The organism is Methylobacterium sp. 391_Methyba4, assembly GCF_029691625.1.
GTDB classification, from domain to species: domain Bacteria; phylum Pseudomonadota; class Alphaproteobacteria; order Rhizobiales; family Beijerinckiaceae; genus Methylobacterium; species Methylobacterium fujisawaense.
This window is the reverse complement of the sequence record NZ_CP121475.1, coordinates 5,163,088-5,185,983: the sequence shown is the minus strand read 5'-3', so window position 1 is coordinate 5,185,983 and position 22,896 is coordinate 5,163,088. Positions and strand designations below refer to the sequence as shown.

Genomic DNA, 22,896 nt, shown 5'->3' with positions numbered 1-22,896 from the left:
CCCGACACCGCAGGCACCGCCTCATGAACACCCTCCGTCCCGGAGACACGATGCTCACCGACTGGCGGGCCGCGGCGGCCCGCTTCGAGGCGGAGGTCGCCAAGGCGGTGGTCGGACAGGAGCGGGCGATCCGCCTCGTGACGATCGCGATCTTCGCCCGCGGCCACGTGATGCTCGAGGGCGATGTCGGCGTCGGCAAGACCACCCTGCTGCGGGCGGTGGCCCGGGCGCTGGGCGGCGCCTACGAGCGCGTCGAGGGCACGGTCGACATGATGCCGACCGACCTGATCTACCACACCTATCTCGGCCCCGACGGCCGGCCGCGGGTCGATCCCGGCCCGGTCCTGGCCCGGGCCGAAGATCTCTCGGTGTTCTTCTTCAACGAGATCAACCGGGCGCGGCCGCAGGTCCACGCCCTGCTGCTCCGGCTGATGGCCGAGCGCAGCGTCCAGGCCTTCGGCCGCACCTACACGTTCCCGAACCTGCAGGTCTTCGCCGACCGCAACCGCGTCGAGCGCGAGGAGACTTTCGAGCTCCCGGCCGCGGCCCGCGACCGCTTCCTGATGGAGATCGGCCTGGAGGCGCCCCGGGACGCGGCGGTGCGCCGGACCCTGGTCTTCGACCCGCGCTTCCACGACACCGACGCCCTCGTCGGCGCGGTCGCGGAGGGCGTGCTCGACCACGCCCGGATCGGCGGCATCGCCGCCGCGATCCAGCACGCCGTCCGGGCGGAGCCGTCGATCGAGGCCTACGTGGTGGCCCTCTGGGACGCCCTGGTCCGCCCCGCGGAGGCCGGGATCCGGCTCCCGGGCCTCGACACCGCCACCCTCGTCCAGGGGGGCGCCTCGCCGCGCGGCGTCGCCTTCCTGGTGCGCGCCGCCCGGGTGCGGGCGTGGCTGGAGGGGCGCGACTGGCTGGTGCCGGAGGATGTGCGGGCGGTCTTCACCGAGGTGATGGCCCACCGCGTCTTCCTCGAACCCGTCCACGAATTGCAGCGCGGCGCGATCGTGCCGGCCCTGTGCCGGGCCGCGTTCGAGACGGTGCCGGCGCCGTGAGCGACCCGCGCACGGCCGACATCGTCTACCTGCCGCGCTGGCGGCCGCGCGGCAGCCGGGCCGGCCTCCACCGGGGACGCGACGCCGGCGGCTCCGGCCCGTTCCGCGATCAGGTGCCGTTCCTGCAACTGCCGGATGCCCGCCGCATCGACCTGCGCGCGACGCTGCGCGACCCGTTCGAGGGGGTGCATGTCCGCCGCTTCGAGGCGCGGACCGCGGTCGAGACCTGGGTTCTGGTCGATCTCTCGGCCTCTATGGGCTTCCGCGGCACGGCGGACCGGACGCGGCTCACGGGCGATCTCTGCCGGGCGCTGGCCGTCTCGGCGACCCGGATCAGCGACGGGTTCGGCCTGATCGGCTGCGACGAGACCCTGCGCGACGACCTCACCCTGCCCGCCACCCGCCACCGGGGCGCGGCCGTCGCCGCCGCCGAGCGGGTCGCGGGCGCGCCCCGCACGGGTCGCGGCTGCGCCGGCATGCTCGAGGCCGCGCGGCGGCTCGCCGGGCGGCCGAAGCTCGTCTTCCTCGCCTCCGACTTCCGCTGGCCCGAGGCCCTGATCGCCCAGGTCTTCGCCGCGCTGGCGCCGCACGACACGGTGCCGATCCTGCTCGCCGACCCCGCCGAGGCGGAGGCGCTGCCGGCCTTCGGCCTCGTCGAGCTCGACGATCTGGAGGGCGGCGGCCGCCGCGTGGTCCTGCTGCGCCCGAGCCTGCGCCGGGCCTGGATTGCCCGGGAGCGAGACCGGATCGCCGCCCTGGAGCGCGCCGCCGCGCCCTTCGCCCGCCGGGTCTTCCAGCTCGCCGGGCGCTTCGACGCCCAGGCGCTCACCCGCCACCTGATGACGACCTGAGCATGGGCGCGCGCGTTCCCGCCCTCCTGCTGGCCGGCCTCCTCGCCGCGCCCCTCGCCCTGACGGCCGGCACGGCGGCCGCGCAGGTGCGCTCCGTCGAGGTGCGCAGCCCGCGGCCCTTCGGAATCTTCCTGGGCGACCTCGTCGAGGCGCAGGTGGAGATCCTGGCCGATCCCGATTTCCGGCTGCAGCGCGCGACCCTGCCCCAGCCCGGTCCGGTGACCTACTGGCTCGACCTGCGCGCCGTCGCGGTCGACGACGTTACGGTGGCCGGCGCCCGGCGGGTGCGCCTGCGCCTCACCTACCAGAGCTTCTATGCCGCCCTCGACGCCCGCACCCTGGAAGTGCCGGGCTTCCCCCTGACGCTGGCGAGCGAGGCGGCGACCGGCCTGACCACCGCCGCCGTCCAGGTGCCGGGCTGGAGCCTCGGCGTCTCCCCCCTGCGCGAGGTGCAGCCGCAGCGGCGCGAGGATCCGGCCGAGTACCTGCGCCCGGACGGTCGCGGCGGCCGGATCGATCCCGGGCCGGATGTGGCGGCGGCGGCGGGCCTCGGGACCCTGGCCGGCCTCGCGGCGCTCGCGCTGGCGCATGACCGCGCCTGGGGGCCGTTCCGGACACGGCGCGGCCGTCCCTTCGCGACGGCCCTGCGGGTGCTCCGGCGGCAGCGGGCGGGGGCCGAGCCCGATCAGGCCTACCGGGCGGCGCTGCTGGCCCTGCATCGGGGGCTCGACCAGACCGCCGGCCGGCGGGTGCTGGCCGACGATCTCGGGGACGTCCTCGCGCGCCACGGGGCGTTTCGGGGGCAGGCGCAGGGGCTCGCGCGCTTCTTCGAGGCCTCGCGCCTCGCCTTCTTCGGCGGCCGCCTGCCCGCCGCGCGCGCGGCCTGGCCCCTCGCCGAGGCCGAGATGCTCCTGACCCGCCTCGCGGCGGCGGAGCGGAGCGCGTGACGCCGTGACCGATCTCCTCGCCCGCCTCGGCGCGACCGAACCCTGGATCCTGTGGCTGCTGCCGCTGGCGCTGCTGCCGCTGGCCCGCTCGGCCCTGCGCCGGACCTCCGTGCCGGCGGTCGCCGCCGCCCCGGCCGATCCCCTCTCGGCCTGGCTCGGCCGGGCGCTGACGCTCGCCGGCATCCTGGCCATCGCCGGCCTGATCGTGGCCCTGGCGGGCCCCTACCGGACGGGGGCGCGGATCGAGCGCCTCGGAATCGGCGCGCAGGTCTCGCTGCTGATCGACCGCTCGGGCAGCATGAACGAGACCTTCGCGGGCCGGCAGCCCTCCGGCGCCGAGGAATCGAAGGCCGCCGCCTCCCGGCGCCTCCTGGCGGATTTCGTCGGCGCGCGGGGGCACGACCTGTTCGCCGTGACGGCCTTCTCCACCGCGCCGATGCTGGTCATGCCGATGACCGACCGCCACGACGCCGTGCGGGCGGCGATCGCCGCCATCGACCGGCCCGGCCTCGACTACACCAATATCGGCCGCGGCCTCGGCATGGCCCTGTCGCAGTTCGGGGTCGATGTCGGCGCCTCGCGGGTGCTCCTGCTCGTGTCCGACGGCGCCGCGGTGATCGACCCGCGCATCCAGGACCAGCTGCGCGCCGCCGTCGCGCGGATCCGGCCGAACCTGTACTGGCTGTTCCTGCGCACCAAGGGCTCGCCCGGCATCGCCGACCGGCCGGCCGGCGAGGACACGCCCCAGGCCGCGCCGGAGCGGCACCTCGACCTGTTCTTCAAGAGCCTCGGCGTGCCCTACCGCGCCTTCGAGGCCGAGGGCGCCGCGGCGGTGGAAGCCGCGATCCGGCAGATCGAGGCCCTGGAGCGGGACCCGATCCCCTATGTCGAGGAGCGCCCGCGCCGGGACCTGACCGGGCTCGCCGCCGCGCTCGCCGCGCTGGGCCTCGCCGTGCTCGTCCTCGCCAAGCTCGTGGAGGCGGACCTCGTGGAGACGGACCTCGCGGATGCGCCGGCGGAGGCGGAGGCGGAGGCGGAGACGGCGACGGAAGCCGCGGGCGCGGCGCCGCGGAGGGCGGCATGAGCTCCGGCGCCCTCCTCGACGGCCCGGCCCCGCGCCGCCGCGCCGCCCTTCACCGCCTCGGCGTGGCCGCGGCCTGGCGCAGGGTCCGGCCGGCCCTGCTGGTCGCCCTGCCGCTGGTCCTCGCGGCCGCCGCCCTGTGGTTCGCCGTCTCGGGCTGGAGCGCCGCGCGCGACGACGACCGGATCGCCGCCCTGGAGGCGGGCCGCGACCGGCCGGTCGACCCGGATGCGCGGCCGGCCCTCCTGGTGGCGCGGATCGGCTTCCTCGCCGCCCGGGACCGTCTCGGCGAGACCGAGCCCCTCCTCGACGCCCTCGACCGCGCCGGCGCGGTGCGGGAGGCGGCCCGGGCGCGGTACGTCATCGGCAACGCGCGGATGCGGCAGGCCTTCGTGCTGATCGGCCGCGGCGATCTCGACAAGGCCGCGCCCCAGGTGACGCTGGCGCGGCAGGATTACCGCCGCGCCCTCCAGGCCCGGCCCGAATTCTGGGACGCCAAGTACAATCTCGACGTCGCCTCGCGCCTCGTGCGCGACTACCCGGAATTCGACCGCAAGACCGGGGACGAGCTGCGCGCCGAACCGAAGAAGATCTGGACCGACATCCCCGGCCAGCCGCGGGGCGGCCCGTGAGACCGCGGCGCGTCCTGCCCCCCGTTCGGCCCTCCGTCCTGCCCCCCTTCGTCGCCCGCAACCTGCGCGACGGGCGGTTCCGCGTCCTGGCGGCCGCCCTGGTGCTGGCGCTGGCGGCCCTCGTCGCCCCGCCGATCCCGTTCACCCGCACCGGCGTGTCGGTGCTGGCGGTGGTCGACATCACCGGCAGCATGGCGGTGCGCGACTATCCCGCCGCCGCGGGATCCTTGAGCCGGCTCGAGACCGTCAAGGCGGCGCTGCGGGCGATGCTGCCCGACCTCCCCTGCGGCTCGCGGGTGGCGCTCGGCCTGTTCACCGACCGGCGGCCGTTCCTGCTGTTCACGCCGGTCGAGGTCTGCGCCGATTTCGCGCCGCTGGACGGCGCCATCGCGGCCCTGGATCCGCGCATGGCCTGGGAGGGGGACAGCCGCATCGCGGCCGGCCTGTTCCGGTCGCTCGCCATGGCGGGGGAGATCGACGCCGACCTCCTGTTCCTCACCGACGGCCAGGAGACGCCGCCCCTGCCGGCCTCCGGCGGCCCGACCTTCGACGGCAAGCCCGGCGCGGTGCGCGGGCTGATCGTCGGCGCGGGCGGCTACGGCCTGTCGCCGATCCCGCGCTTCGACGATCGCGGCCGGCCGGCGGGCTTCCTGGGCGAGAGCGACGTCCAGCAGGAGAACCGCTCCGGGCCGCCCCCGGCCGACGCGGAATCGCGCGAGGGCTACAACCCGCGCAACGCCCCCTTCGGCGCCCAGGCGGCCCATGGCAGCGAGCACCTCTCCGCGGTCCGCGAACCCTATCTGAAGCGCCTCGCCGCCGAGACCGGCCTCGGCTACGCCCATCTCGACGGCCCGGGCGGCCTGGCCGCCCCCCTGCGCGCCGCGGCGACGCCGCGCCCACTGCCCGGCCGGCTCGACCCGCGCCCCGCCCTCCTGGCGGCGTCCCTGGGGCTGACGCTCCTGGCCCTCCTGGCGAACCCCCTCGCCCTCGTCCAGCGCGCGCGCCGCGGGCGCGCGGCCCACCCTGTTCCAACCCTCGTTCCAACCGGACCGATCAGGACCTGACCATGCGGATGCCCCTCGCCCTCGTCCCGGCCGTCGCCGCGGGCCTCACCGTCGTCGGCCTCGCCGGCGCGGCGCTGGCCCACGGGCCGACGCCGCAGAAGATCGACCAGTCGATCACTATCCAGGCGCCCCCGGACGCGGTCTGGAAGGTGGTGGGCGATTTCGGCGGCATCGGGCGCTGGCACCCCGACGTGGCCAAGGCCGAGGCCAGCGGCGGCAATGTCGAGGGCACGACCCGCCGGGTGACCCTCAAGGCCGGCGGCACCCTGGTCGAGGGGCTGGACGAGTGGCTGGCCGACGGCCGGACCTACTCGTACCGGATGTCCGACCCGGACCTGAAGGCGCTCCCGGTCTCCTCCTACTCGGCGACCCTCACGGTGACCCCGGACGGGACCGGCTCCAAGGTGTCGTGGATCGGCCGCTTCTACCGGGGCGACACCGGCAACGAGCCGCCGGAGAACCTCAGCGACGAGGCCGGGCGCACGGCGATGAACCGCTACTTCGCGGACGGGCTCAAGGGGCTGAAGGCGGCCGTCGAGGGCCGGACGACCCATTGAGGCCCCGCATGCGCCACCTCCGGCTGATCGCGACGCTCGCGCTCGCGGCCGCCACCGGGACCGGTGGCGCGTCCGCCTCCGCCGACCCGGTCTGGGTCGTCAGCCAGCAGGGGGCCGAGCTGGCGCGGATCGAGGCCGGGACCGTGGCCGGGCGGATCCCGCTCGGGCCGGCGCCGGTGGCGGCGGCCACCGACCGGGCCGGCCGCCTCTATCTCACCCACCCGGACGGGCGCGCCGTGACCGTCGTCGAGCCCGGCAAGCCACCCCGCCGCCTGCCCGTCCCCGGCCAGGTCTTCGGCCTCGCGGCGAGCCCCGACGGCGCGCACCTGTTCGTCGGCGACTGGTCGGGCGACCGCGTGCTGCGGATCTCCGCGGCGACCGGCGCCGTCGAGGGCACCGCGGCGGTGGGGCACGAACCGGCCCATCTCGTCCTCGACCGGCGCGGGCGGCTCTACGTCGCCGACCGCGAGAGCCGTCAGGTCAGCGTGATCGACACGGGGACGATGACCCGCGTGGCCGTCGTCCCGACCGGCGAGGCGCCCTTCGCCCTGGCGCTCGCGCCGGACGAGGCCAGCCTCTACGTCGCCAACGTGCGCAGCGGCGACCTCACGGTGATCGACACGGCGACGTTGCGGGCCCGTGCCACGGTTCCGGCCGGCCGGATGCCCTACGGCGTCGCGGTCACCGGCGACGGCAGCCGGATCCTGGTCACCAACCAGCATGCCGCCGCCGTGACGGTGATCGATGCGGCCCGGCTCGAGATCGTCGCCACCGTGGCGGTGGGGCCCTATCCCGAGGGCATCGCGGTGGTCGGTCCGCGGGCCTACGTGGCGAACTGGTTCTCGGACGATGTCTCGGTGATCGATCTCGCCACGTGGCGCGAGACGGCGCGCATCAAGGTGGCGGAGGGCCCGCGCACGGTCCTGGCGCCGGGGGAGCCCGCGCGATGAGACGGGCCGGCCGCATCCGGATCGCGTCCGGCTTGGTCCTGCTGGCCCTCGGCGCCTGCAACCGGGACTCGGACGAGCGCGGCGACGCCGCGGGCGCGGTGGTCGCCACCACCGCCGAGGGCACCCTGCCGGCTTGGCTCGCGCCGACCGACGGGACCGACCCGGCCCGCTGGCTCGCGGGCCGGGAGGCCGGCAAGGCCCTGCCGGCCGACGAGCCCCGCGTGCGCGCGATGGCGGCGGCGCTGGCCCGGGCCCGCGACGGCTTCATCGAGGATCCGCGCATGATCGCCAACCGCACCGTCCAGCTCGGGCAGATGCTGGCCGAGGCCGGCATCGGCGAGGGCTACGGCGCGATCCTCGACGGGCTCGGCGGGATCGCGGCCGAACGCGGGCGCCGCAAGAGCCTCTACGGCGAGATGTGCCAGCACTACTACAACGCGCGGATGCAGGGGGCCGACCATGCGGCCGCGCTGGCGCGCCTCGCCGCCCCGCATCCGGTCCTCGAGGGCACGCCGTGAGCGCCGCCCGGGCCTCGGCCGATTGGCCGGCGGGGGGGGACGGTGCGGCCATCCTCGACGCGGTGCTGATCGTCGACGACCACCCGGTGGTGCGGCGCGGCTTCCGCCACCTCGCGGAGGATGCCGGCGTCCGGGCGGTCCACGAGGCCGCCGACGTGGTGTCGGGATACCGCACGTTCCACCGCCACCGTCCCGGGCTGGTGGTGACCGACCTCGGCTTCCGCGACCAGGGCCTCTCCGGCCTGTCGCTGATCCGCCGGGTGCGGGCCCTGGAGCCGGCGACCCGGATCCTCGCCTTCAGCATGCACGACGACCCGGTGATCGTCGCCCGCGCCATCGAGGGCGGGGCGCATGGCTTCGTCCTGAAGGACACGGCGGTGACGCGCTTCCACGAGGCGCTGGCGGCCGTCTCGGCCGGGCACAGCTACCTGCCGCACGAGGTCGCGACCAAGATCGCCATGCTGAATGCCGGTCTGCTGGACTCGCCCCTCGCGCGCCTGACCGCGCGGGAGGTTCAGGTCCTGTCGCTGCTGGGGGCGGGCAAGTCCAACGAGGCGATCGCCGACAGCCTGTCGATGAGCCACCGAAGCGTGTCGGCCATCGTCTCGGGCATGAAGCAGAAGCTCGGCGCCGGCAGCCTCGCCGACCTCCTCCGCATCGCCCTGTCGCGGGACGGGCGGCCGGTGTGAGGCGGGCAGCCGACAGCGCGTCCGACAGCGCCGCCGACAGCGGGCCGGGGCTACCGCGGCACGATCAGGCCGGGAATGATCGATCCCTGCGGCCCGAACGTCGCCTCGGCCTTCCGGCAATTCGCCGCCACGTCCTTCTGGTAGGCCGCGATGTACCGGGTCGCGATCAGGTGCAGGTCGCCGGTCTCCAGGCTGGCGGCATCGACGCCCAGGGCCTCGACGGTCTGCTTGAGGCGCGCGGGATCGCTCCGCAGGCCGGGGCATTCGAGGTTCACGAATCCGGCGAGCCCGGCGAGCTTCGCCGCCTGGTTGCGCCGCGGGTCGCCGGCCGATGGGTCCTGAGTCTGGGTCTGGGTCTGGGTCTGCGCCTGGGCCGTCAGCAGGCTCAGAAGGAGGCCGGCCGAGACCAGACCGGACAGACGGACCACGCGCATGGCTTCTCTCATCCTGTTCGAAGAGCAGCGCGTCCGTCGACCGTCACCGCTGCGCAGAGTCACGCAGGGTTATGCCGCAGGATCGGGGATTTACAATGCAGACCAAGCTTATAATCGTCTTAATTGCTCTGACCTGCGGGACCTTGCCGGCGGATGCCGCCCGCCTGACCATGGACGACAAGGCCTCGCTGTGGCCGCGGGCGAGCATGACCGACAAGATCGATTTTTCCAGCCGGATGGGCCGGGCCTTCCACACGCTGTCGCCCAAACTCGACGAAGCGTATTTCATGCGGTGTCTGGAAGAGACCGCCAATATCGGTGACACGAAGGAACTCAGGCTCGAAGAGATGGTGCGGGCCTGCATCTCCCTCGTCCGGGACGAAGGCGAGTGAGCGTCCGGCCGCGCTGGCCTGCGGTGCCGCCGACATCCCCGGGGGCCGCGAAGGTCAGGATCCGGCCGTGATCCCTGACCACCTTCAGCCCGGGTCCGCCTGTGGTCCGCCTGCGGTCCGCGTATCGGAAAGCTCCGCGGGCAGCCCGGCAAGGGCCGATGCGGCGCGCCGGACGCCCGCGGAACCGTGCTCCATCCGCCTCCGGGATTACACGCAGCAATTGAAATCAGGTCTTCCGGAAAGAATCCGGAAAGCTCCCCGTTGCTAAAGTCCCGCCTGGTGGGAGCGTGCACCGTCCAGCAGTACGTTCGCGCAGGCGGACGAGTGGGATCCCCGGAACATGAACAGTGGGATGGGCGCGCTGCGGGAGAAGGCGAAGCTTCTGGACACCGTCCTCGACACGATGGACCAGGGTCTCATGATGATCGACGCCGCCGGCGTCGTTCAGGTCTGCAATGCCCGCGCCCTCACGCTGCTCGATTTGCCGCCGGCGCTGATGCGGACCCGCCCGACCTTCGAGGCCGTCCGGCAATATCAGATCGCGCAGGGGGAGTTCGGCGCGGCGTGCGAGACCCTGCGGCGCTGGGTGGCCGCGCGCGGACTGGAGCGCCGCGCCCACACCTACGAGCGCGAGCGCCCGAACGGCACCGTGCTGGAGATCCGCACCGTGCCGCTGCCCGATGGCGGGGCGGTGCGGACCTTCACGGACATCACCGCGCGCAAGCGGGCCGAGGAGACGCTGCAGGTCAGCGAGACGCGCCTCGCCCTGGCGCAGGACGCGGGCAGTGACGGGCTCTGGGACTGCGATCTCACGACCGGGGAGGCGTGGTCCTCGGATCGCTGGTGGGGGGTGCTGGGCTACGAGCCCGGCGAGCTGGCGAGCCACGCCCAGACGTGGCGGGCCCTGCTCCACCCGGAGGATGCGGGCGCGGCCGAGCGGGCCCTGATCGAGCATCTGAGCGGGCGGGCGCCGACCTTCGCGTGCGAGCACCGCATGCGGCGCAAGGACGGCACTTGGGCCTGGATGATGACCCGCGGCAAGGTCGTGGCCCGCGCCGCGGATGGCCGTGCCCTGCGCTTCATCGGCACGCAGATCGACATCAGCGCCCGCAAGGCGGCTGAGGGGCAGGTGGCCCACATGGCGCGCCACGACGGCCTCACCGACCTGCCCAACCGCGCGCTGTTCTACGAGCGGCTGGAGATCCGGCTCGCCGACCTGCATCTCCACGGGGGCGCCTGCGCGGTGCTGTGCCTCGACCTCGACCGCTTCAAGGCCGTCAACGACAGCCTCGGCCACGCGGCCGGGGATTTCCTGCTCCGGGCGGTGGCCCATCGCATCCGCGCGGTGCTGCGGGCCGAGGACATGGTGGCGCGCCTCGGCGGCGACGAGTTCGCCGTGCTGGTGGCCGATGCGGGCGATCCCGCCCACGCCGAGACCCTGGCGGCGCGCCTCATCGCGGCGGTGCAGGCGCCGATCCGCTTCGGCAAGCAGCGGCTGAAGGTGGGCCTGAGCGTCGGCATCGCGCAGGCGCCCGGCCACGGTCCCGATAGCGAGACGCTGTTCCGGCGCGCCGATCTCGCTCTCTGCCGGGCGAAGGCGGAGGGCGGGAACACCCATCGGGTGTTCGAGCCCACGATGGACGAGGCCGAGGCGGCCCGGCGCGACCTGGAACGGGATCTGCGCCAGGCGATCGAGGGCGACGAACTCATCCTGCACTACCAGCCGCAGGTGAGCACCGCCACCGGCCGGCTCCTCGGGTTCGAGGCGCTGGTGCGCTGGGAGCATCCGACCCGCGGGCTGGTGCCGCCGAATGCCTTCATCCCGCTGGCGGAGGAGAGCGACCTGATCCTGCTGCTGGGGGAGTGGGTGCTGCGCGCCGCCTCCCGGGAGGCGGCGCGGTGGTCCCGTCCGCTGAAGGTGGCGGTGAACCTGTCCCCGCGCCAGTTCCAGCAGGCGGATCTGCCCGAGCGCATCCTGGCCATCCTCACCGAGACGGGCCTGGCGCCGACGCGGCTCGAACTCGAGATCACCGAGACCCTGATCATCAACGACATGGCGCGGGCGCTCGGCATCCTGCGTCGGCTGAAGGCCTTCGGCATCTCCATCGCGATGGATGATTTCGGGACGGGCTACTCGTCGCTGGCGACGCTGCAGGCGTTCCCCTTCGACAAGATCAAGATCGACCGGTCGTTCGTGGGCCATGTCGAGGTCAGCGCCCAGGCCGCTGTGATCGTGCGCGCGGTCCTGGGGCTCGGCCGCAGCCTGGGGATGAGCGTCGTGGCCGAGGGCGTCGAGACGGATGCGCAGATGCGCTTCCTGGCCGCGGAGGCGTGCGACGAGGCCCAGGGCTATCTGATCAGCAAGCCGCAGCCGATCGAGCATTTCGCCGAGCAGATCGGTGCGTGCGAAGGCTTCGTGGCACCGGGCCGCCCGGACGCGGCCGTCGCCTGAGGCACGCTGCGGATCGACGACGGCCCGGAGCCCGGACGGTCGATGCGGGGCCGGATCGGGCCGCCCGATCGGCCGGCGTCCCACGGCGGCGATAGCCGCCCTGCGGCCTCGACGCGTTCCGGGGTCCGCCGGGACCGCGGGCGCCGCGCCGGCCTCTGTGGCGCGGCCGCGACACCCGACGACGACCGCCTGTGGATGACGTGACCTGCCCCCGATCCGTCAAGGTTCGGAGGCCAGCATGACCGCGCACCGCCGATCCGGCTCACCCAGCGCCCTCATCGCATGTTCGCCCAGCCCCACGCCCTCATCCTCCGTCATCGCGAGCGCGTCGCCGTGCTCATCTCCTCCGCGCTGTTCCTGGCGGGCGCCCTGCCGCTCTTCTGGGCGATCGGCTGATCCCCCGGCTCTGACCAATAGAGAATCGGCTGCGGACCGGGCCGCACAGGCTCTCGACGCGCCGCACGCCCGGCGGGCGGTCCGGTACGGATTCCGCGTGAAGCGCTCGGACGACGCCGGCGTCCAGGTTTCACGCGTGCAGCGAAGCCATCCGGGGCGGGCCACCCGCTCCGAGGTCGCCCGGCCCTGGTTCACAGCGCTCCGCGGTTGAGGCCGTGGAAAGTCCGTCCTGTCGCAGACGCGACGGCCTCCGAACGCCGAAGGGGCCGCGTCCGTTCGGACGCGGCCCCTTGCGAGCTCGGCTTGGCGCGGCGGTCGGGATCCGACCGCCGCGGCGCGGTCTTAGTAGGAGCCGAACTTGTAGTTCAGGCCGGCGCGGACGACGGCGAACTCGTCGGAACGGCGGCCGATGCCGCTGTAGACGACGGGGAAGTTGTTGGCGGCGTTGATGACGAACGCGCCCTGGTTGCGGGTGTTGCGGTCGAGGTTGACGTACAGGCCTTCGACCTTGAGCGTCACGGCCGAGGAGCGGAAGAAGTTCAGGAAGGAGTCGGTGGGGAGCGCGTACTCGACGCCGCCGCCGACGGCCCAGCCGGTGCGGAAGCTGTCGTTGCCGGCGTAGCCGCCGAAGGAGCGGTCGGCGCTGCCGGAGCCGTAGGCGAAGCCGCCGGTGCCGTACACGAGGGTGCGGTCGAAGGCGTAGCCGAGGCGGCCGCGGACGGTGCCGAAGAAGTCGAGGCTGGAGAGGCCGCGCGGGTCGGTGACGTAGTAGCCGGGAGCCAGCGCGCCGGCGACGAAGGCGTTGTTCCGGTTACGGCCGAAGTCGAGGTACTGGGCATCGGCCTCGATACCGAACACGACACCGGAGCCGGGGGTCAGCTGCCAGTTGTAGCCGATCTGGCCACCGCCGGAGAAGCCGTCCTGGCTGCGGTTGCGGAAGGAGGCGACGGTGCCGGGAGCGGCGTAGGGGAACGGCACGGCGAAGGTGTTGCCGGTGTTGCGGTCGCTGGCGTCGAAGGCGTAGCCGGCGTTGATACCGAAGTAGGCGCCGGTCCAGGTGAAGACCGGGACGGGGGTGAAGACCGGCGGCGGGGCGGCGCGGCGCGGCAGGTCGGCGGCCGAGGCGGCAGCGGTCAGGGCGGTGAAGGCAGCCAGCGAGGCCAGGAGCTTGGTCATCAGGTAAGGTCCAAATTTCGATCTGGACGTATGGCTACCGATCATCGACGAAAATGGCTGTAGTTTTACGGACACACCGCCCGTCGATGGCGGGCAATGCCATAGTAAATCATCCCTCAAGATTCGCCGACGTGCCGAAATACATCGCTCATACCGCGAGCGCGCGCGAGAACAATGTGAAGGCGTTTTGGTTGCATCGCACTGTGCCTACGCCCGCACCTGTGGCTGTCGAGCCACAGGTGCCCCTGCGCGACCGGCCGGCCTCGTGGGGGGAGGGCGCCGCCTGGGCCGGGCCTGACACTCGAGATCGATCCCGCGGGATTCCGGACCGGGCCGCCGAGCCAGTCGCCGGCAATCGCGCGCCGCGCGGATGATCGGGTTTCGGCACCCTCGCCGCTGTCCGGCAGCCGATCGACGGTAAATCCTATGGGCCGCCCAAAGTTATCACTCCCGTTACCAGCGGGAAAATAGACGGGATCGACAGTCATTGTCTCGAGCGACCCATCGATAGGAACCCGGCTGCCATGCATGTGAGAGTTCGCCTCGACGGCGCGAACCCGCGCCGCTGGCACGTCGCGCTGCTGACGCGACTCTCGGGCCTGCCCGGCATCGAAGCCGTCAGTGTCGAGGCCGCACCCGGCCCGGACGGTTGGCCGGTCCAGGCCGACCTCCTGTTCCGGCTGGAATCCCTGATCTTCCGGGTGGCCCCGAACGGGTCGGCGCCTGTGCCGCCGGCGGACTTGGCCGCCTGGACCGATCCCGCGGCCCCGGACCTCTTGCTCGACCTGTGTGGCGATGCGGTCGCCCGCTGCCCGGTCTGGCGGGTGGCTTACGATGGCGGCTTCGGCGAGACCGGCCTGCTCGGGAGCCTGCTCGCCGGCCGCGTGCCGCGCCTCGACCTGCTGGAAGGCGACACCGTCCTGGTCTCGGGACGCCTCGGATCGGACTACCGGGGCTCCATCGCGCTGTCGTTCGAGGACGCGCTGGTGCGCACGACCACGCTGGTCGCCGCCGCGCTGCGGGACCGATTGGCGGGCCGCGCCGCGGCTGAGATCCCGGCCCCGGCGGCCGCCGGGCCCGCGCGCCCGGCGCGGATCTGGGCGTCCCGACCGGCGCGGCTGCTGGCCCGCAGTCTCGTCGGCCGCCTGTACAGGCTGTGCTATCACGCGCCGCACTGGCGCACCGGATGGCGGGTTCTGCGCGGGCCGGATCTCATCGACCTGGGGCGCCATCCCGAGGGGGGATGGCAGATCCTGCCCGACGACGGCCGTCGCTTCTACGCCGACCCGTTCCCGCTCGCCGCCGATGGGACGACCCACGTCTTCGTCGAGGAATTCCCGCACGCGACCGGCAAGGCGATCATCTCGGCCGTCCGCTTCGGGCCGGACGGTCCCGTAGGGGCGCCCATCCCCGTGCTGGAGGAGCCGTATCACCTCTCCTACCCGTTCGTGTTCGCGCGGGCGGGCGCCGTCTGGATGGTGCCGGAGAGTTCCGCGGCGGGCACGGTCGACCTCTACCGGGCGACGCGCTACCCCGGCGGCTGGGTGAAGGAAGCGACGCTCCTCTCCGGCGTGGTCGCGAGCGACGCGACGCTCCTCGAACAGGACGGCCGCTGGTGGCTCTTCGCCACCGTGCGCGACGCCCCCCCCGGCGCCCCGGCGGGATCGGGGTGCCACCACGACGCGCTGTATCTCTGGTCGGCCCCCGACTTCCGGGGACCGTACGTGCCGCATCCGGCCAATCCCGTTCTGGTCGACCCCTCGTTCGCGCGGCCCGCGGGCCGGATCGTCGCGCGCGGCGGGCGCCTGATCCGTCCGGTTCAGGATTGCGCCCACGGTTACGGCCGCGCCCTGTCGCTGGCGCGGATCGACCGCCTGGACCAAGACGGGTTCGCCCAGACTGTTCTCGGCCGGATCGAGCCCGGGCCGGCTTGGCCCGGCAGCTGTCTCCACACGCTCAACGCGGGCGGCGGCATCGAGTGCATCGACGGATCCGGCCGGGCTTCGCGCCTCAGGGCGCGGCTCGGCGCCTAGAGCCGCACCCGGCCCCGGGCGAACCGGCACGGTGTCGGATGCCCGTTCTCACAAGCTCTCCGGCGCCGAACCGGCATCCGCCCTGCGCCCCCGGGGCCTCGATCCGGAGCCTCGATCCGGGACCTCAATCCGATGCGTGTCGCGGCGGAGGCCCGGCCCCCAGGAACCAGCCGGCGCTTTCCGTGTTCGCTCACGAACCCGGAGACACGTCACCCCCATGATCATGATCCTCATCTGCTTTCTCGCGCCATGGCTCGCCATGTTCCTGCGCGGAAAGGTGCTTCAGGGTATCCTCTGCATCATCCTCCACCTGACGATCATCGGATGGATCCCGGCGACGATCTGGGCCCTGGTCGTGACCCGGAGAGAGGCGGCCTGACGGACCGGCCCGCCTTACGCCCGAAGATCGACGGAGGCCGCACCGTCGCGGAAGGTTCGATCCGAGCGATCCCACCGAGGGACGTGACCGACCTGATGCTCCGACTCGGCTCCAGCGGCCGGCCCGAACCTGGGGAGACCGGCCGAGGCGGCCGGCGGCGTGCCGACCCCGGCGGTCTCGAACCGGCGATCCGCTTCGCACGGTAAAGGAATGTCGGGCCCGATCCCGCATGCCGGCGGGATTCCGGTTCGCCTCAGCGTCGATCGGGCGCGGCGCACTGCGCCCGGCCGTCACGCGCCACCGGATCCCGCTGGCCGGCCGTCGACTGGAAGTGGGTTGCGTTCGCGGCTTGCGCGGCGGTGCCGCGATCTGCCCGGTCCCCGAACGCGAAGACGGCGGGGCAAGAACCCCGCCGCCCGCGAAGACCGTCGCCAGGGCAGCCTCGCAGGCTGCCAGTCTCCGTCGCTCAGAAGCCCATCAGGACGCCGGCCGAGCCGGTCACCGTCATCGCGAGGCCGCCCAGGAAAGCGCCGATCATCGCGTAGGAAAAGCCCTTCAGAACCATGTCGTGCACTCCTTTCATCACGCGGCGGGCCTTCAAAGGCCCGGGAAAACCAACTGCAACGATGATGCCGGATCGGCCGGGCGCGTGCGGTGCGATGCGTCACGTTGCATTGCGGAACCGTTCGGCGCAGGTTCAGCGACACGGCTGAGCGTGCCCCGGCGCGGGACGGGATGCGGCGGTCGGCCGTCCCGCCGGTCCGTCCTACGCGAAATGCGCGGGAAGGCTCAGAGCCTGCGCGTAGGTGACCAGCGCGATCGCGCCCGCGATCAGGGTGGCGGCGATCGTGATGCGGTTCGTCCAGGTCATCGTCATCTCCATCAGATGTGCGGCGGCGTTCGCGGTGTGATCCTGATGTAAGCTCAAGCATTCAGGTCCGGCGTGTCCTGAAACACCCGCGGTGGAGGGCGCCCCTCACATCGTCTGCGCGGCGATGGCCGGCGGAGCCCGCACCGCGCTGCACGCCGGCGCGGTGCGGGCTCGGTCCGTCCTTCTGGCGCGGGCCCCTCCACAGAACCGGCATCCGCTTCGGCGGAGGGCGCCCTAGGCACCCTGCTGAAGACCGGAGGCACCGTCCCGCGCCGCACCGCGGAGGGCGGCCGGTCGCGCCCGGCAGCGCTCCAGATAGGCCTCGAAGGCCTCGCTGGCCGGGAACGCGGCGCGGCCGAAGCCCAGCGCGCTGGCGATGAGGATGTCGGCGCCGGAAAACCTCTCACCCATCGCGTAGGGGCCGCGCGCCAGGGCGGTTTCGAGGCGGCGGACCACCGCCTCGTGGGCGCGGCGCTTCTGCGGCGATCCCGGGAGCTCGCCCGCCATGCCGGCGAACAGGGCAGGCTCGAACTCTGCCACGTACCAAGCCAGCCAAGTCAGGTATGCGCCGCGATCGGGGTCGCCGATCGCCGGCGCCAGCCCCGCTTCGGGGAAGTGCTCCGCCAGATGGAGCACGATGGCCAGGGACTCCGCGACCAGCACGCCGTTGTGCAGGAGGGCCGGGACGCGTTTGTCGGGATGCGGGTTGGCGGCATCCGGCACGCCCTCCCCCGTCATCGGCCGGAAGATCGAGACCGGCTCGATGGCGTAGGGAACGCCCAGCTCCTCCAGCAGCCAGATCATGCGTGAGGATCGCGATTGCGGGGCGTGATACAGGGTGATCATGGCGCGGTTCCTTCGTCACGGCGGGCGGGATGGCCGCGACGGGAGGCTTGTAGGACCACCCTGCTGACAGCATCCTGTCAGCAGGAGTCGAGTGATGCGCCGCGCCGACAGGCTGTTTCAGATCATCCAGATCCTGCGGCGTGCGCCGCGCCCGGTGACCGCCGCCGAGATCGCCCGGGAGCTGGAGGTGTCCGCCCGCACGGTCTATCGGGACGTGGCCGATCTCGTCGGCCAGCGCGTGCCGATCCTGGGCGAGGCCGGGCTCGGCTACGTGCTGGGCGAGACCTTCGACATGCCGCCGCTGATGCTGACACCCGACGAGATCGAGGCGGCGGTTCTCGGCGCGCAATGGGTTGCGGGCCGGGGCGAGCCGGTCCTCGCCAAGGCGGCGCGCGATCTCATCGCCAAGATCACCGCCGTCGTGCCCGAGCGCCTGCATCCGTTCATCGCCGATCCCTCGATCGGTACGCCGCCGGCTTTCACGCAGACCGCGGACGGGATCGATGTCGCGCGGACCCGGGCCTGGATCCGCGAGGGCCGCAAGATTCGCATCGACTACCGCGATGCGCGCGGCGATCCGAGCCGGCGCGTGATCTGGCCGGTGATCGTCGGGTTCTTCGATCAGGCACGGATGCTGGCCGGCTGGTGCGAGCTGCGCGGGGAATTCCGGCACTTCCGCACCGACCGGATCACGGACCCCGACTTCCTGGAGGAGCGGCACGGCCTCCGGCCCGCCGTCCTGCGCGCCCGGTGGAAGCGGAGCCTGTCGGGCCGGCCGGTGGGTCCGCACGCGCCGACGCAGGTCGTGACGTGAAGGCGTCGGGATCCCGGCTTGCGGCCACCCGCCGTCGAGGGCGGGCGCCCCCTGGCGTTCCGAACGCGATCCGGGTCGCGCCGCGATCGCCCCCGTCGCCCACCCGGATGCGAGCCGCCGGGCGACCCCGACCGCCCGGCTGTCACGCGCTGGCCGAACTGCGCCCGCGCCGCCCGGGGGCGGCGCGACGGATCGCCCTTGGGACGCCGCCGCGCTCCTCAGATCGCCCAGTCGGCCGCCAGTGCCGCGGCGGCGTATCGGGCGCGCGCCGCCGCATCTCTCTGAAGCCCGGCCCGCTCGCACCACGCGGCGAAGATCTCCGGCTCGATCGGCACGCGCACGACCTCTACGCCGCTGCGCTGCACCTCGCGTTCCATCTGTTCGGTGGCGACGCGCCACGTCTCATAGTCGGGCGGCAGCTTGGCGCCATCCGCCAAGCGCGCGCGCAACTCCGCGTAGCGCTCCGGAGCGTACCAGGGCAGGCCGACGCGGCGGGGGCGGTCCATGGGAGGCTCTTCGAACGGTCACGCTGAACGGCCATCAACGGTCCAGAGCGCTCTTCGGTTCGAACCAGGATGGCCGGAGCGGCGGTGATCGTGCCGCAGCGGCCGAACGCCCGATGGCCGAGCCGGCGGGTCGCCGCTACGCGGCCCTCATGGATATCGTCCCGTTCGCCCTCATGGCCTCCGCCCTCACGTTTTCCGGCTTCGTCGTGCTGCTCGGATGGCGGTGAGTTCCTCGGCGTCGAGGTCGCGTCGGTGCCGTGAACGCGGAGGAGGACGCTGCGGCACCGTGAAACCCGCTCCGTCATCCCCGCAGCGGGCAAGTTGCTGGCGACCCCGGTAGGGCTCGAACCTACGACCTGCCGCTTAGAAGGTCGGCGATCGAGTCGCTGGGCAGCCCGGTGAACAGCCTTCGGCGAAGGCGGAACGCCCAACGCCCAGGGTCGCTAAGACCCTGAAATTTCCGGTCAATCGGTACCAAACTGGACTTCACTTCCAGGTCCGTTTTCGCCAAACCGAAGGAAAGGCGTTTCGGTCCATGGGCATGCTCGTTTTCCGGGAGCCGTCCTAAGGCCGTCCTAGCCCGACCTGGCATCCGGAGGGGGCCGTGGCCACGAGCGAGCGCATCGAGATCCGGCAGACGACCATCGACAAGGCCAAGCGGGACGCGGCCGCCGGCATCAGGCGGGAGGTCGCCGACATCGAGGCGAGGGGTTTGGTCCTGCGCGTGCAACCGTCGGGCTGCGTCTGGCAGGTTCGGGTCCAACACGAGCGCAAGGCCTACCGCGTCACCATCGGCCCGGTCGCGCTCTGGTCCCTCGCCCATGCTCGCGAGGCGGCGCGGAATGTGAACTGGCATATCACGCGGGGGCACGGGGTGCCCGAGCCCTATTGGATGAAGTCGTTCCTAGACCAGGCGCTCTGGCTGGACCGGCAGGCGGATCGCAAGGGTAAGCACGTCCCTGAGGACCCGGAGCCGCACCGCAAAGTCTACCAGCCGCGGCCGGAACGGGTGACGACCTGGACGTACAAGACCGCGCGCGATGAGTGGGGGGCGTACCTCAAGGCCGAGGCCGCGGCGGGCAACCTCTCGCCCGAAACCGTCAAGAACTATCTCGGCATCGTCGGCTCCCCTGCCATGCGCGCGCTCGACCCGATCCGGGTCGCCTCGATCACCGACGTTGACGTCGACAAGATCGTTCAGGCGCTCGTGAAGGCGGGTAAGCGCTCATCTGCCCGGGACGTCGCCCGCGTCAGCAAGCGCATGTGGAAGTGGCTGTATCGGCCCGCTAACCGACCGCTCTCGGGTGTGGCACGCGGCGCGCTCGCGGACATCGAGGCGCCCGACCTGGGCAACGTGAAAAAGCGTCAGCGCTACCCGGATATCGGGCGGCTGGGCCTCGTCGTCGCGACGGCCCGCAGCGGTGCCTTGGACCGCGTGATATCGGCGGCCGTGGAACTCCTGGCCTGGACGGCCCAGCGCCGCCTTACCGTCGTGCGGGCGCACGTCGATGAGTTCGAACCCTGGGAGGCGCGGTCCGGCTGGGGCCTGTGGCGGGTCGGACATCGGAAGTCCCACAAGCCGGGCGACGGAACCGTCGCGCATACGGTACCGTTGCCGCCGCCGATCTGGGGCAGGATGAAGGAGCACACGGAATGGCTCGCCGTCACCATGCCAGGGACGGAATGGTTGTTCCCTGCCCGCCGCGAGGCCAAGCTCGGCGTCCCGGCCGCATCGGGCCACCTGGGTGCGGATACGCTGACGCATGTGCTGCCGACCATTCCCGGGGCGGGAATGACTCCGCATGACGTCCGGCGCTGCTTCCCGACAACGCTCGCGACCGCGGGGCATCACCTGACGTTCGTCGGCTACGTCATGGACCATCTCTCGCTCGGCTCCGTCACGACGCGCGACGAGAACGGATCGACACGTCGGTACACGGAAGCCGAGATGCTGAGCTTCAAGGCGCCGGTCATGGAGACGTGGGAGACCTTGCTGGAGCCGGCGGCTCGGGCTGCAGTCCTACTACCCTTTCCCGAACTAAAGGCGGAGATCGCGCGGTTGAGGGACGAGCGGCGAGGCATCGACCCTGCCAAGGAGAAGGTCAGGCTGAAGGCCGTGAACGCCTCAGCCTATGCCGCGGGACGCACATTTCACCAGCGCAAACGCTCGACCGCAGACTCACGGCGTGATCCCGTCGGCGAAGCCGGTGAGCCAATTAAATGAATCGAGTTCGCCTGTGTCGAAAGGGGGACGACCACCCATTAACGAGGGAAGATCGATCCACCCTCATCTTCGGCTATTCGCGCACGGACTTTTTCTCGGTCGGGATGCTTGTGATCATTCCGCCGCTGCCGACGGTCGCCAATTCCCCCTAAGCTTAGGGTCAATACGAAGTTCGCCCCCGTCTTCTTCGTAGATGCACGGCACATCGGCTTTCCAGAAAAGGCAGTACCAAGCAAGCCGGTCCAAAACCACTTCGCATGGCATGCTTTTGGTGCATTTCATGTGCGAGGTACCTCCGGCGACGACGGTGCAGCGTTCCAGCAATGCCCCCGCAGCGTCCGCGCCGATGGTCTGCCGGCACGACGGGGCACGCAGGTTCGTCACGGGATGCGACAAAGCGTAGGTGCGGGCCTTATTGAAGGCCGCCACATAATCGGCAGTCGTATGCTGGTCCGTTTCAGCGGATGCCGCTGTCGTGAACAGGACCAGAAACAAAGCGACGTTGCGCATCAAGGTCTTCTCTTCTGGATAGCTGGGCCGAGTTGGTGCGGAATACCGCCCCGGCCCAACGATGAGCCGCATGCCTTCGACGCTCGGGCCGGCCGGGATCGGACGACGGGTCCGAGCGACCGTGATGGTGCATGCGCCTCCTAGTACGGTTCCGCTCCTATGCCGGCCTCAGGCGGTCGCCGTCAGGGGCGAAGGAGGGGGCATTGTTTCCCGGTAACCCGCGCTCGAACGTCTCGCGCGACCGCCTGGCGCCGAACGTCGCCGCGTTGAAGAAGTAGCCGATGGCCGACAGGATGCCGAGCACGCCGATCCCGATGACGGGCAGCAGCAAGATGCCTATGGCCAAATACTTGAATCCCTGGTTCCGCAGGTAGGGTCCGAAGATGTCACCGTACCACGTCTCCCTGGCGGTCCTGACGCCGTAGGGGTAGGCCCGTACGTCCTTCCCGGTCAGCCACAACTCGACCGGTTCACCGCGGTCCATGGCCTCGTTGATGATCAGCGACGCCTCGGCCTCGACCAGCATGCTCGGATAGAACCGGGACTTGCCGTCCGCGGTCCGGACCTTGACGCCGGTCCATATCTCCCGGCCGGTCGGGTTGGTGACGACGTCTCCTATCGCCGTCGAGGCGATGCCGGTGACGGTGCCGGTGATGATCTCGTCCATGGTGAAGCTCCGGGTCAGTCGTCGAGGAGGTAGGAGAAGGACAGCGCGGCGTGCGGGCTGCGCTCGGAGTAGCCCACGACCTCGCAGCCGCGCCGAACGGGCCCGGCGCCGCGGAGCGTGAGTTTGTAGTCGTGGTCGAAGTAATGGCCGCGCACCGGGTAGGGCGCGGGCGGACAACCGTCCTTGAAGGCGTAGGCGGTCCCGCTCGCCGGACCACCGGGCTTGAGGGTTCCGCGGAAAAGGACTGTCCCGGGCTGGATGCTCGCGCGCAGGGAAGCCTTCGGCTCTCGGTAGGCGATGATTCCGGTGGAGGGGTCGATCATCACCATGGAACCGTTGTGCATCCAAGGCCTGCCGGTCGGCTCGACCTTCGCCGACGTCGATGGCTTCCGGGTCGGCGCGTTGACGCCGTACTGCTTCACGGTCGGGATACCCGACGCGCAAGCGGCGTTCGGGACCGTCATCATGCCGGTATGGTTCAACATGTCGTTGTCGGCCTCGACCACGTCGATGTCGCCGACCGGCGGGGCGACACCGCCGAACGAGCCTTGGGCGAGCATCGCATCGCCCGAGCCGGTCAGCACCGTGACCTTGCCCGTCGCCGGGTCCCGGGTCTCACACCGGACATGCACCTGCCAAAGCGCACGACCGTTCTGTACCCGCCCGTCGTAGGTGAAGTCCGCCAGGGTGCGGTAGGTTATGCCGCCGCGCACCTGGGTGGCCTCGGCGGTCCAGCGGTCCTGGATCGGGCCGGCGCGAGCGCCCGAAGGACCGAGTGCGTTCAAGGCGAGGATAAAAAGGAGAGCTCTTTTCGGATTCATGGAAATTGCTTCGTCTCCGCAACGGCCGCGC

Annotated in this window: 23 protein-coding genes and 1 tRNA gene; 16 read left to right on the top strand and 8 right to left on the bottom strand. The window is 72.0% G+C overall.

Going from position 1 to position 22,896, the window contains the following annotated elements; translation table 11 throughout:
- Nucleotides 1-23 precede the first annotated feature (23 nt).
- The 10 genes from P9K36_RS24480 to P9K36_RS24435 are packed head-to-tail and all read left to right on the top strand — an operon-like array spanning nt 24 to nt 8,344.
- Nucleotides 24-1,055, top strand: a complete 1,032-nt coding sequence (locus P9K36_RS24480; RefSeq protein ID WP_043386668.1) for a MoxR family ATPase — start codon at nt 24-26, stop codon at nt 1,053-1,055.
- Complete coding sequence (locus tag P9K36_RS24475) at nt 1,052-1,906, top strand: DUF58 domain-containing protein (protein ID WP_043386697.1); 855 nt, start codon at nt 1,052-1,054, stop codon at nt 1,904-1,906. Before P9K36_RS24480 ends, P9K36_RS24475 begins: the two co-directional genes overlap by 4 nt.
- A gap of 2 nt (nt 1,907-1,908) precedes the next feature.
- Entirely contained in the window at nt 1,909-2,853 is a 945-nt protein-coding gene (locus tag P9K36_RS24470; RefSeq protein ID WP_278306147.1) for a nonribosomal peptide synthetase MxaA, read from the top strand.
- Nucleotides 2,854-2,857: 4 nt separating this feature from the next.
- Complete coding sequence (locus P9K36_RS24465; protein ID WP_278306146.1) at nt 2,858-3,937, top strand: vWA domain-containing protein; 1,080 nt, start codon at nt 2,858-2,860, stop codon at nt 3,935-3,937.
- Nucleotides 3,934-4,566 (top strand): MxaK protein, encoded by a 633-nt coding sequence (locus tag P9K36_RS24460; protein WP_278306145.1) that lies wholly within the window; start codon nt 3,934-3,936, stop codon nt 4,564-4,566. The genes P9K36_RS24465 and P9K36_RS24460 overlap by 4 nt, the downstream gene beginning before the upstream one ends.
- The gene (locus P9K36_RS24455) at nt 4,563-5,630 is read left to right on the top strand and encodes a vWA domain-containing protein (protein WP_278306144.1); all 1,068 of its coding nucleotides are present in this window, start codon (nt 4,563-4,565) and stop codon (nt 5,628-5,630) included. Before P9K36_RS24460 ends, P9K36_RS24455 begins: the two co-directional genes overlap by 4 nt.
- A gap of 2 nt (nt 5,631-5,632) precedes the next feature.
- Nucleotides 5,633-6,187: an SRPBCC family protein gene (locus P9K36_RS24450; protein ID WP_278306143.1), complete on the top strand. Its 555-nt coding sequence runs from the start codon at nt 5,633-5,635 to the stop codon at nt 6,185-6,187.
- An 8-nt stretch (nt 6,188-6,195) separates the two neighbouring features.
- On the top strand, nt 6,196-7,137 hold the full coding sequence (locus P9K36_RS24445) for a YncE family protein (RefSeq protein WP_278306142.1): 942 nt from the start codon (nt 6,196-6,198) through the stop codon (nt 7,135-7,137).
- Nucleotides 7,134-7,655, top strand: a complete 522-nt coding sequence (locus P9K36_RS24440; RefSeq protein ID WP_278306141.1) for an MxaH protein — start codon at nt 7,134-7,136, stop codon at nt 7,653-7,655. Before P9K36_RS24445 ends, P9K36_RS24440 begins: the two co-directional genes overlap by 4 nt.
- Entirely contained in the window at nt 7,652-8,344 is a 693-nt protein-coding gene (locus P9K36_RS24435; RefSeq protein WP_078947215.1) for a response regulator transcription factor, read from the top strand. Before P9K36_RS24440 ends, P9K36_RS24435 begins: the two co-directional genes overlap by 4 nt.
- Before the next feature lie 50 nt (nt 8,345-8,394).
- Here the strand turns inward: P9K36_RS24435 and P9K36_RS24430 are convergent, their stop codons facing one another.
- Nucleotides 8,395-8,778 (bottom strand): hypothetical protein, encoded by a 384-nt coding sequence (locus P9K36_RS24430; protein WP_278306140.1) that lies wholly within the window; start codon nt 8,776-8,778, stop codon nt 8,395-8,397.
- 170 nt (nt 8,779-8,948) lie between these two features.
- Between P9K36_RS24430 and P9K36_RS24425 the strand changes: the two genes are divergently transcribed.
- Together P9K36_RS24425 and P9K36_RS24420 are read left to right on the top strand one after the other, a co-directional pair.
- Nucleotides 8,949-9,170, top strand: a complete 222-nt coding sequence (locus P9K36_RS24425; RefSeq protein ID WP_043357079.1) for a hypothetical protein — start codon at nt 8,949-8,951, stop codon at nt 9,168-9,170.
- A 340-nt stretch (nt 9,171-9,510) separates the two neighbouring features.
- Entirely contained in the window at nt 9,511-11,622 is a 2,112-nt protein-coding gene (locus P9K36_RS24420; protein WP_179697411.1) for an EAL domain-containing protein, read from the top strand.
- Between the two features lie 738 nt (nt 11,623-12,360).
- On the opposite strand, the gene P9K36_RS24415 is transcribed toward P9K36_RS24420, so the two are convergent.
- Complete coding sequence (locus P9K36_RS24415; RefSeq protein ID WP_043756327.1) at nt 12,361-13,194, bottom strand: porin family protein; 834 nt, start codon at nt 13,192-13,194, stop codon at nt 12,361-12,363.
- A 524-nt stretch (nt 13,195-13,718) separates the two neighbouring features.
- Between P9K36_RS24415 and P9K36_RS24410 the strand changes: the two genes are divergently transcribed.
- Nucleotides 13,719-15,227 (top strand): formyl transferase, encoded by a 1,509-nt coding sequence (locus P9K36_RS24410; protein ID WP_278306139.1) that lies wholly within the window; start codon nt 13,719-13,721, stop codon nt 15,225-15,227.
- A 217-nt stretch (nt 15,228-15,444) separates the two neighbouring features.
- Nucleotides 15,445-15,606, top strand: a complete 162-nt coding sequence (locus tag P9K36_RS24405; RefSeq protein WP_085987713.1) for a YqaE/Pmp3 family membrane protein — start codon at nt 15,445-15,447, stop codon at nt 15,604-15,606.
- 1,105 nt (nt 15,607-16,711) lie between these two features.
- On the opposite strand, the gene P9K36_RS24400 is transcribed toward P9K36_RS24405, so the two are convergent.
- Nucleotides 16,712-17,323 (bottom strand): glutathione S-transferase family protein, encoded by a 612-nt coding sequence (locus P9K36_RS24400; protein ID WP_043357054.1) that lies wholly within the window; start codon nt 17,321-17,323, stop codon nt 16,712-16,714.
- Nucleotides 17,324-17,417: 94 nt separating this feature from the next.
- Here P9K36_RS24400 and P9K36_RS24395 point away from each other — a divergent pair, with 94 nt between their 5' ends.
- On the top strand, nt 17,418-18,137 hold the full coding sequence (locus tag P9K36_RS24395; RefSeq protein WP_043387833.1) for a YafY family protein: 720 nt from the start codon (nt 17,418-17,420) through the stop codon (nt 18,135-18,137).
- A 218-nt stretch (nt 18,138-18,355) separates the two neighbouring features.
- Here P9K36_RS24395 and P9K36_RS24390 read toward each other — a convergent pair whose 3' ends face one another.
- Both P9K36_RS24390 and P9K36_RS24385 read right to left on the bottom strand, forming a co-directional pair.
- Nucleotides 18,356-18,643 (bottom strand): hypothetical protein, encoded by a 288-nt coding sequence (locus tag P9K36_RS24390; RefSeq protein WP_043351475.1) that lies wholly within the window; start codon nt 18,641-18,643, stop codon nt 18,356-18,358.
- Between the two features lie 325 nt (nt 18,644-18,968).
- Nucleotides 18,969-19,085: transfer RNA gene (locus P9K36_RS24385), tRNA-OTHER, on the bottom strand.
- 162 nt (nt 19,086-19,247) lie between these two features.
- Between P9K36_RS24385 and P9K36_RS24380 the strand changes: the two genes are divergently transcribed.
- Nucleotides 19,248-20,867 (top strand): integrase family protein, encoded by a 1,620-nt coding sequence (locus P9K36_RS24380; protein WP_278306137.1) that lies wholly within the window; start codon nt 19,248-19,250, stop codon nt 20,865-20,867.
- A 114-nt stretch (nt 20,868-20,981) separates the two neighbouring features.
- On the opposite strand, the gene P9K36_RS24375 is transcribed toward P9K36_RS24380, so the two are convergent.
- The 3 genes from P9K36_RS24375 to P9K36_RS24365 all read right to left on the bottom strand — a co-directional run bounded on the left by P9K36_RS24375 (nt 20,982) and on the right by P9K36_RS24365 (nt 22,865).
- Nucleotides 20,982-21,380 carry a hypothetical protein gene (locus P9K36_RS24375; protein ID WP_274926612.1) on the bottom strand — a complete coding sequence of 133 codons (399 nt, stop codon included), beginning with the start codon at nt 21,378-21,380 and terminating at the stop codon, nt 20,982-20,984.
- Nucleotides 21,381-21,534: 154 nt separating this feature from the next.
- The gene (locus P9K36_RS24370; protein ID WP_274926613.1) at nt 21,535-22,044 is read right to left on the bottom strand and encodes a hypothetical protein; all 510 of its coding nucleotides are present in this window, start codon (nt 22,042-22,044) and stop codon (nt 21,535-21,537) included.
- A gap of 14 nt (nt 22,045-22,058) precedes the next feature.
- Complete coding sequence (locus P9K36_RS24365; protein ID WP_278306136.1) at nt 22,059-22,865, bottom strand: hypothetical protein; 807 nt, start codon at nt 22,863-22,865, stop codon at nt 22,059-22,061.
- Between the last annotated feature and the right edge of the window lie 31 nt (nt 22,866-22,896).

Excerpts from the sequence above, each read along its gene's own strand:
- P9K36_RS24480 (WP_043386668.1), top strand. The coding sequence starts at position 24 with ATGAACACCCTCCGTCCCGGAGACACGATGCTCACCGACTGGCGGGCC.
- P9K36_RS24470 (WP_278306147.1), top strand. The coding sequence starts at position 1,909 with ATGGGCGCGCGCGTTCCCGCCCTCCTGCTGGCCGGCCTCCTCGCCGCG.
- P9K36_RS24460 (WP_278306145.1), top strand. The coding sequence starts at position 3,934 with ATGAGCTCCGGCGCCCTCCTCGACGGCCCGGCCCCGCGCCGCCGCGCC.
- P9K36_RS24450 (WP_278306143.1), top strand. The coding sequence starts at position 5,633 with ATGCGGATGCCCCTCGCCCTCGTCCCGGCCGTCGCCGCGGGCCTCACC.
- P9K36_RS24445 (WP_278306142.1), top strand. The coding sequence starts at position 6,196 with ATGCGCCACCTCCGGCTGATCGCGACGCTCGCGCTCGCGGCCGCCACC.
- P9K36_RS24440 (WP_278306141.1), top strand. The coding sequence starts at position 7,134 with ATGAGACGGGCCGGCCGCATCCGGATCGCGTCCGGCTTGGTCCTGCTG.
- P9K36_RS24430 (WP_278306140.1), bottom strand. The coding sequence starts at position 8,778 with ATGCGCGTGGTCCGTCTGTCCGGTCTGGTCTCGGCCGGCCTCCTTCTG.
- P9K36_RS24425 (WP_043357079.1), top strand. The coding sequence starts at position 8,949 with ATGGACGACAAGGCCTCGCTGTGGCCGCGGGCGAGCATGACCGACAAG.
- P9K36_RS24420 (WP_179697411.1), top strand. The coding sequence starts at position 9,511 with ATGAACAGTGGGATGGGCGCGCTGCGGGAGAAGGCGAAGCTTCTGGAC.
- P9K36_RS24415 (WP_043756327.1), bottom strand. The coding sequence starts at position 13,194 with ATGACCAAGCTCCTGGCCTCGCTGGCTGCCTTCACCGCCCTGACCGCT.
- P9K36_RS24410 (WP_278306139.1), top strand. The coding sequence starts at position 13,719 with ATGCATGTGAGAGTTCGCCTCGACGGCGCGAACCCGCGCCGCTGGCAC.
- P9K36_RS24405 (WP_085987713.1), top strand. The coding sequence starts at position 15,445 with ATGATCATGATCCTCATCTGCTTTCTCGCGCCATGGCTCGCCATGTTC.
- P9K36_RS24400 (WP_043357054.1), bottom strand. The coding sequence starts at position 17,323 with ATGATCACCCTGTATCACGCCCCGCAATCGCGATCCTCACGCATGATC.
- P9K36_RS24395 (WP_043387833.1), top strand. The coding sequence starts at position 17,418 with ATGCGCCGCGCCGACAGGCTGTTTCAGATCATCCAGATCCTGCGGCGT.
- P9K36_RS24390 (WP_043351475.1), bottom strand. The coding sequence starts at position 18,643 with ATGGACCGCCCCCGCCGCGTCGGCCTGCCCTGGTACGCTCCGGAGCGC.
- P9K36_RS24370 (WP_274926613.1), bottom strand. The coding sequence starts at position 22,044 with ATGGACGAGATCATCACCGGCACCGTCACCGGCATCGCCTCGACGGCG.
- P9K36_RS24365 (WP_278306136.1), bottom strand. The coding sequence starts at position 22,865 with ATGAATCCGAAAAGAGCTCTCCTTTTTATCCTCGCCTTGAACGCACTC.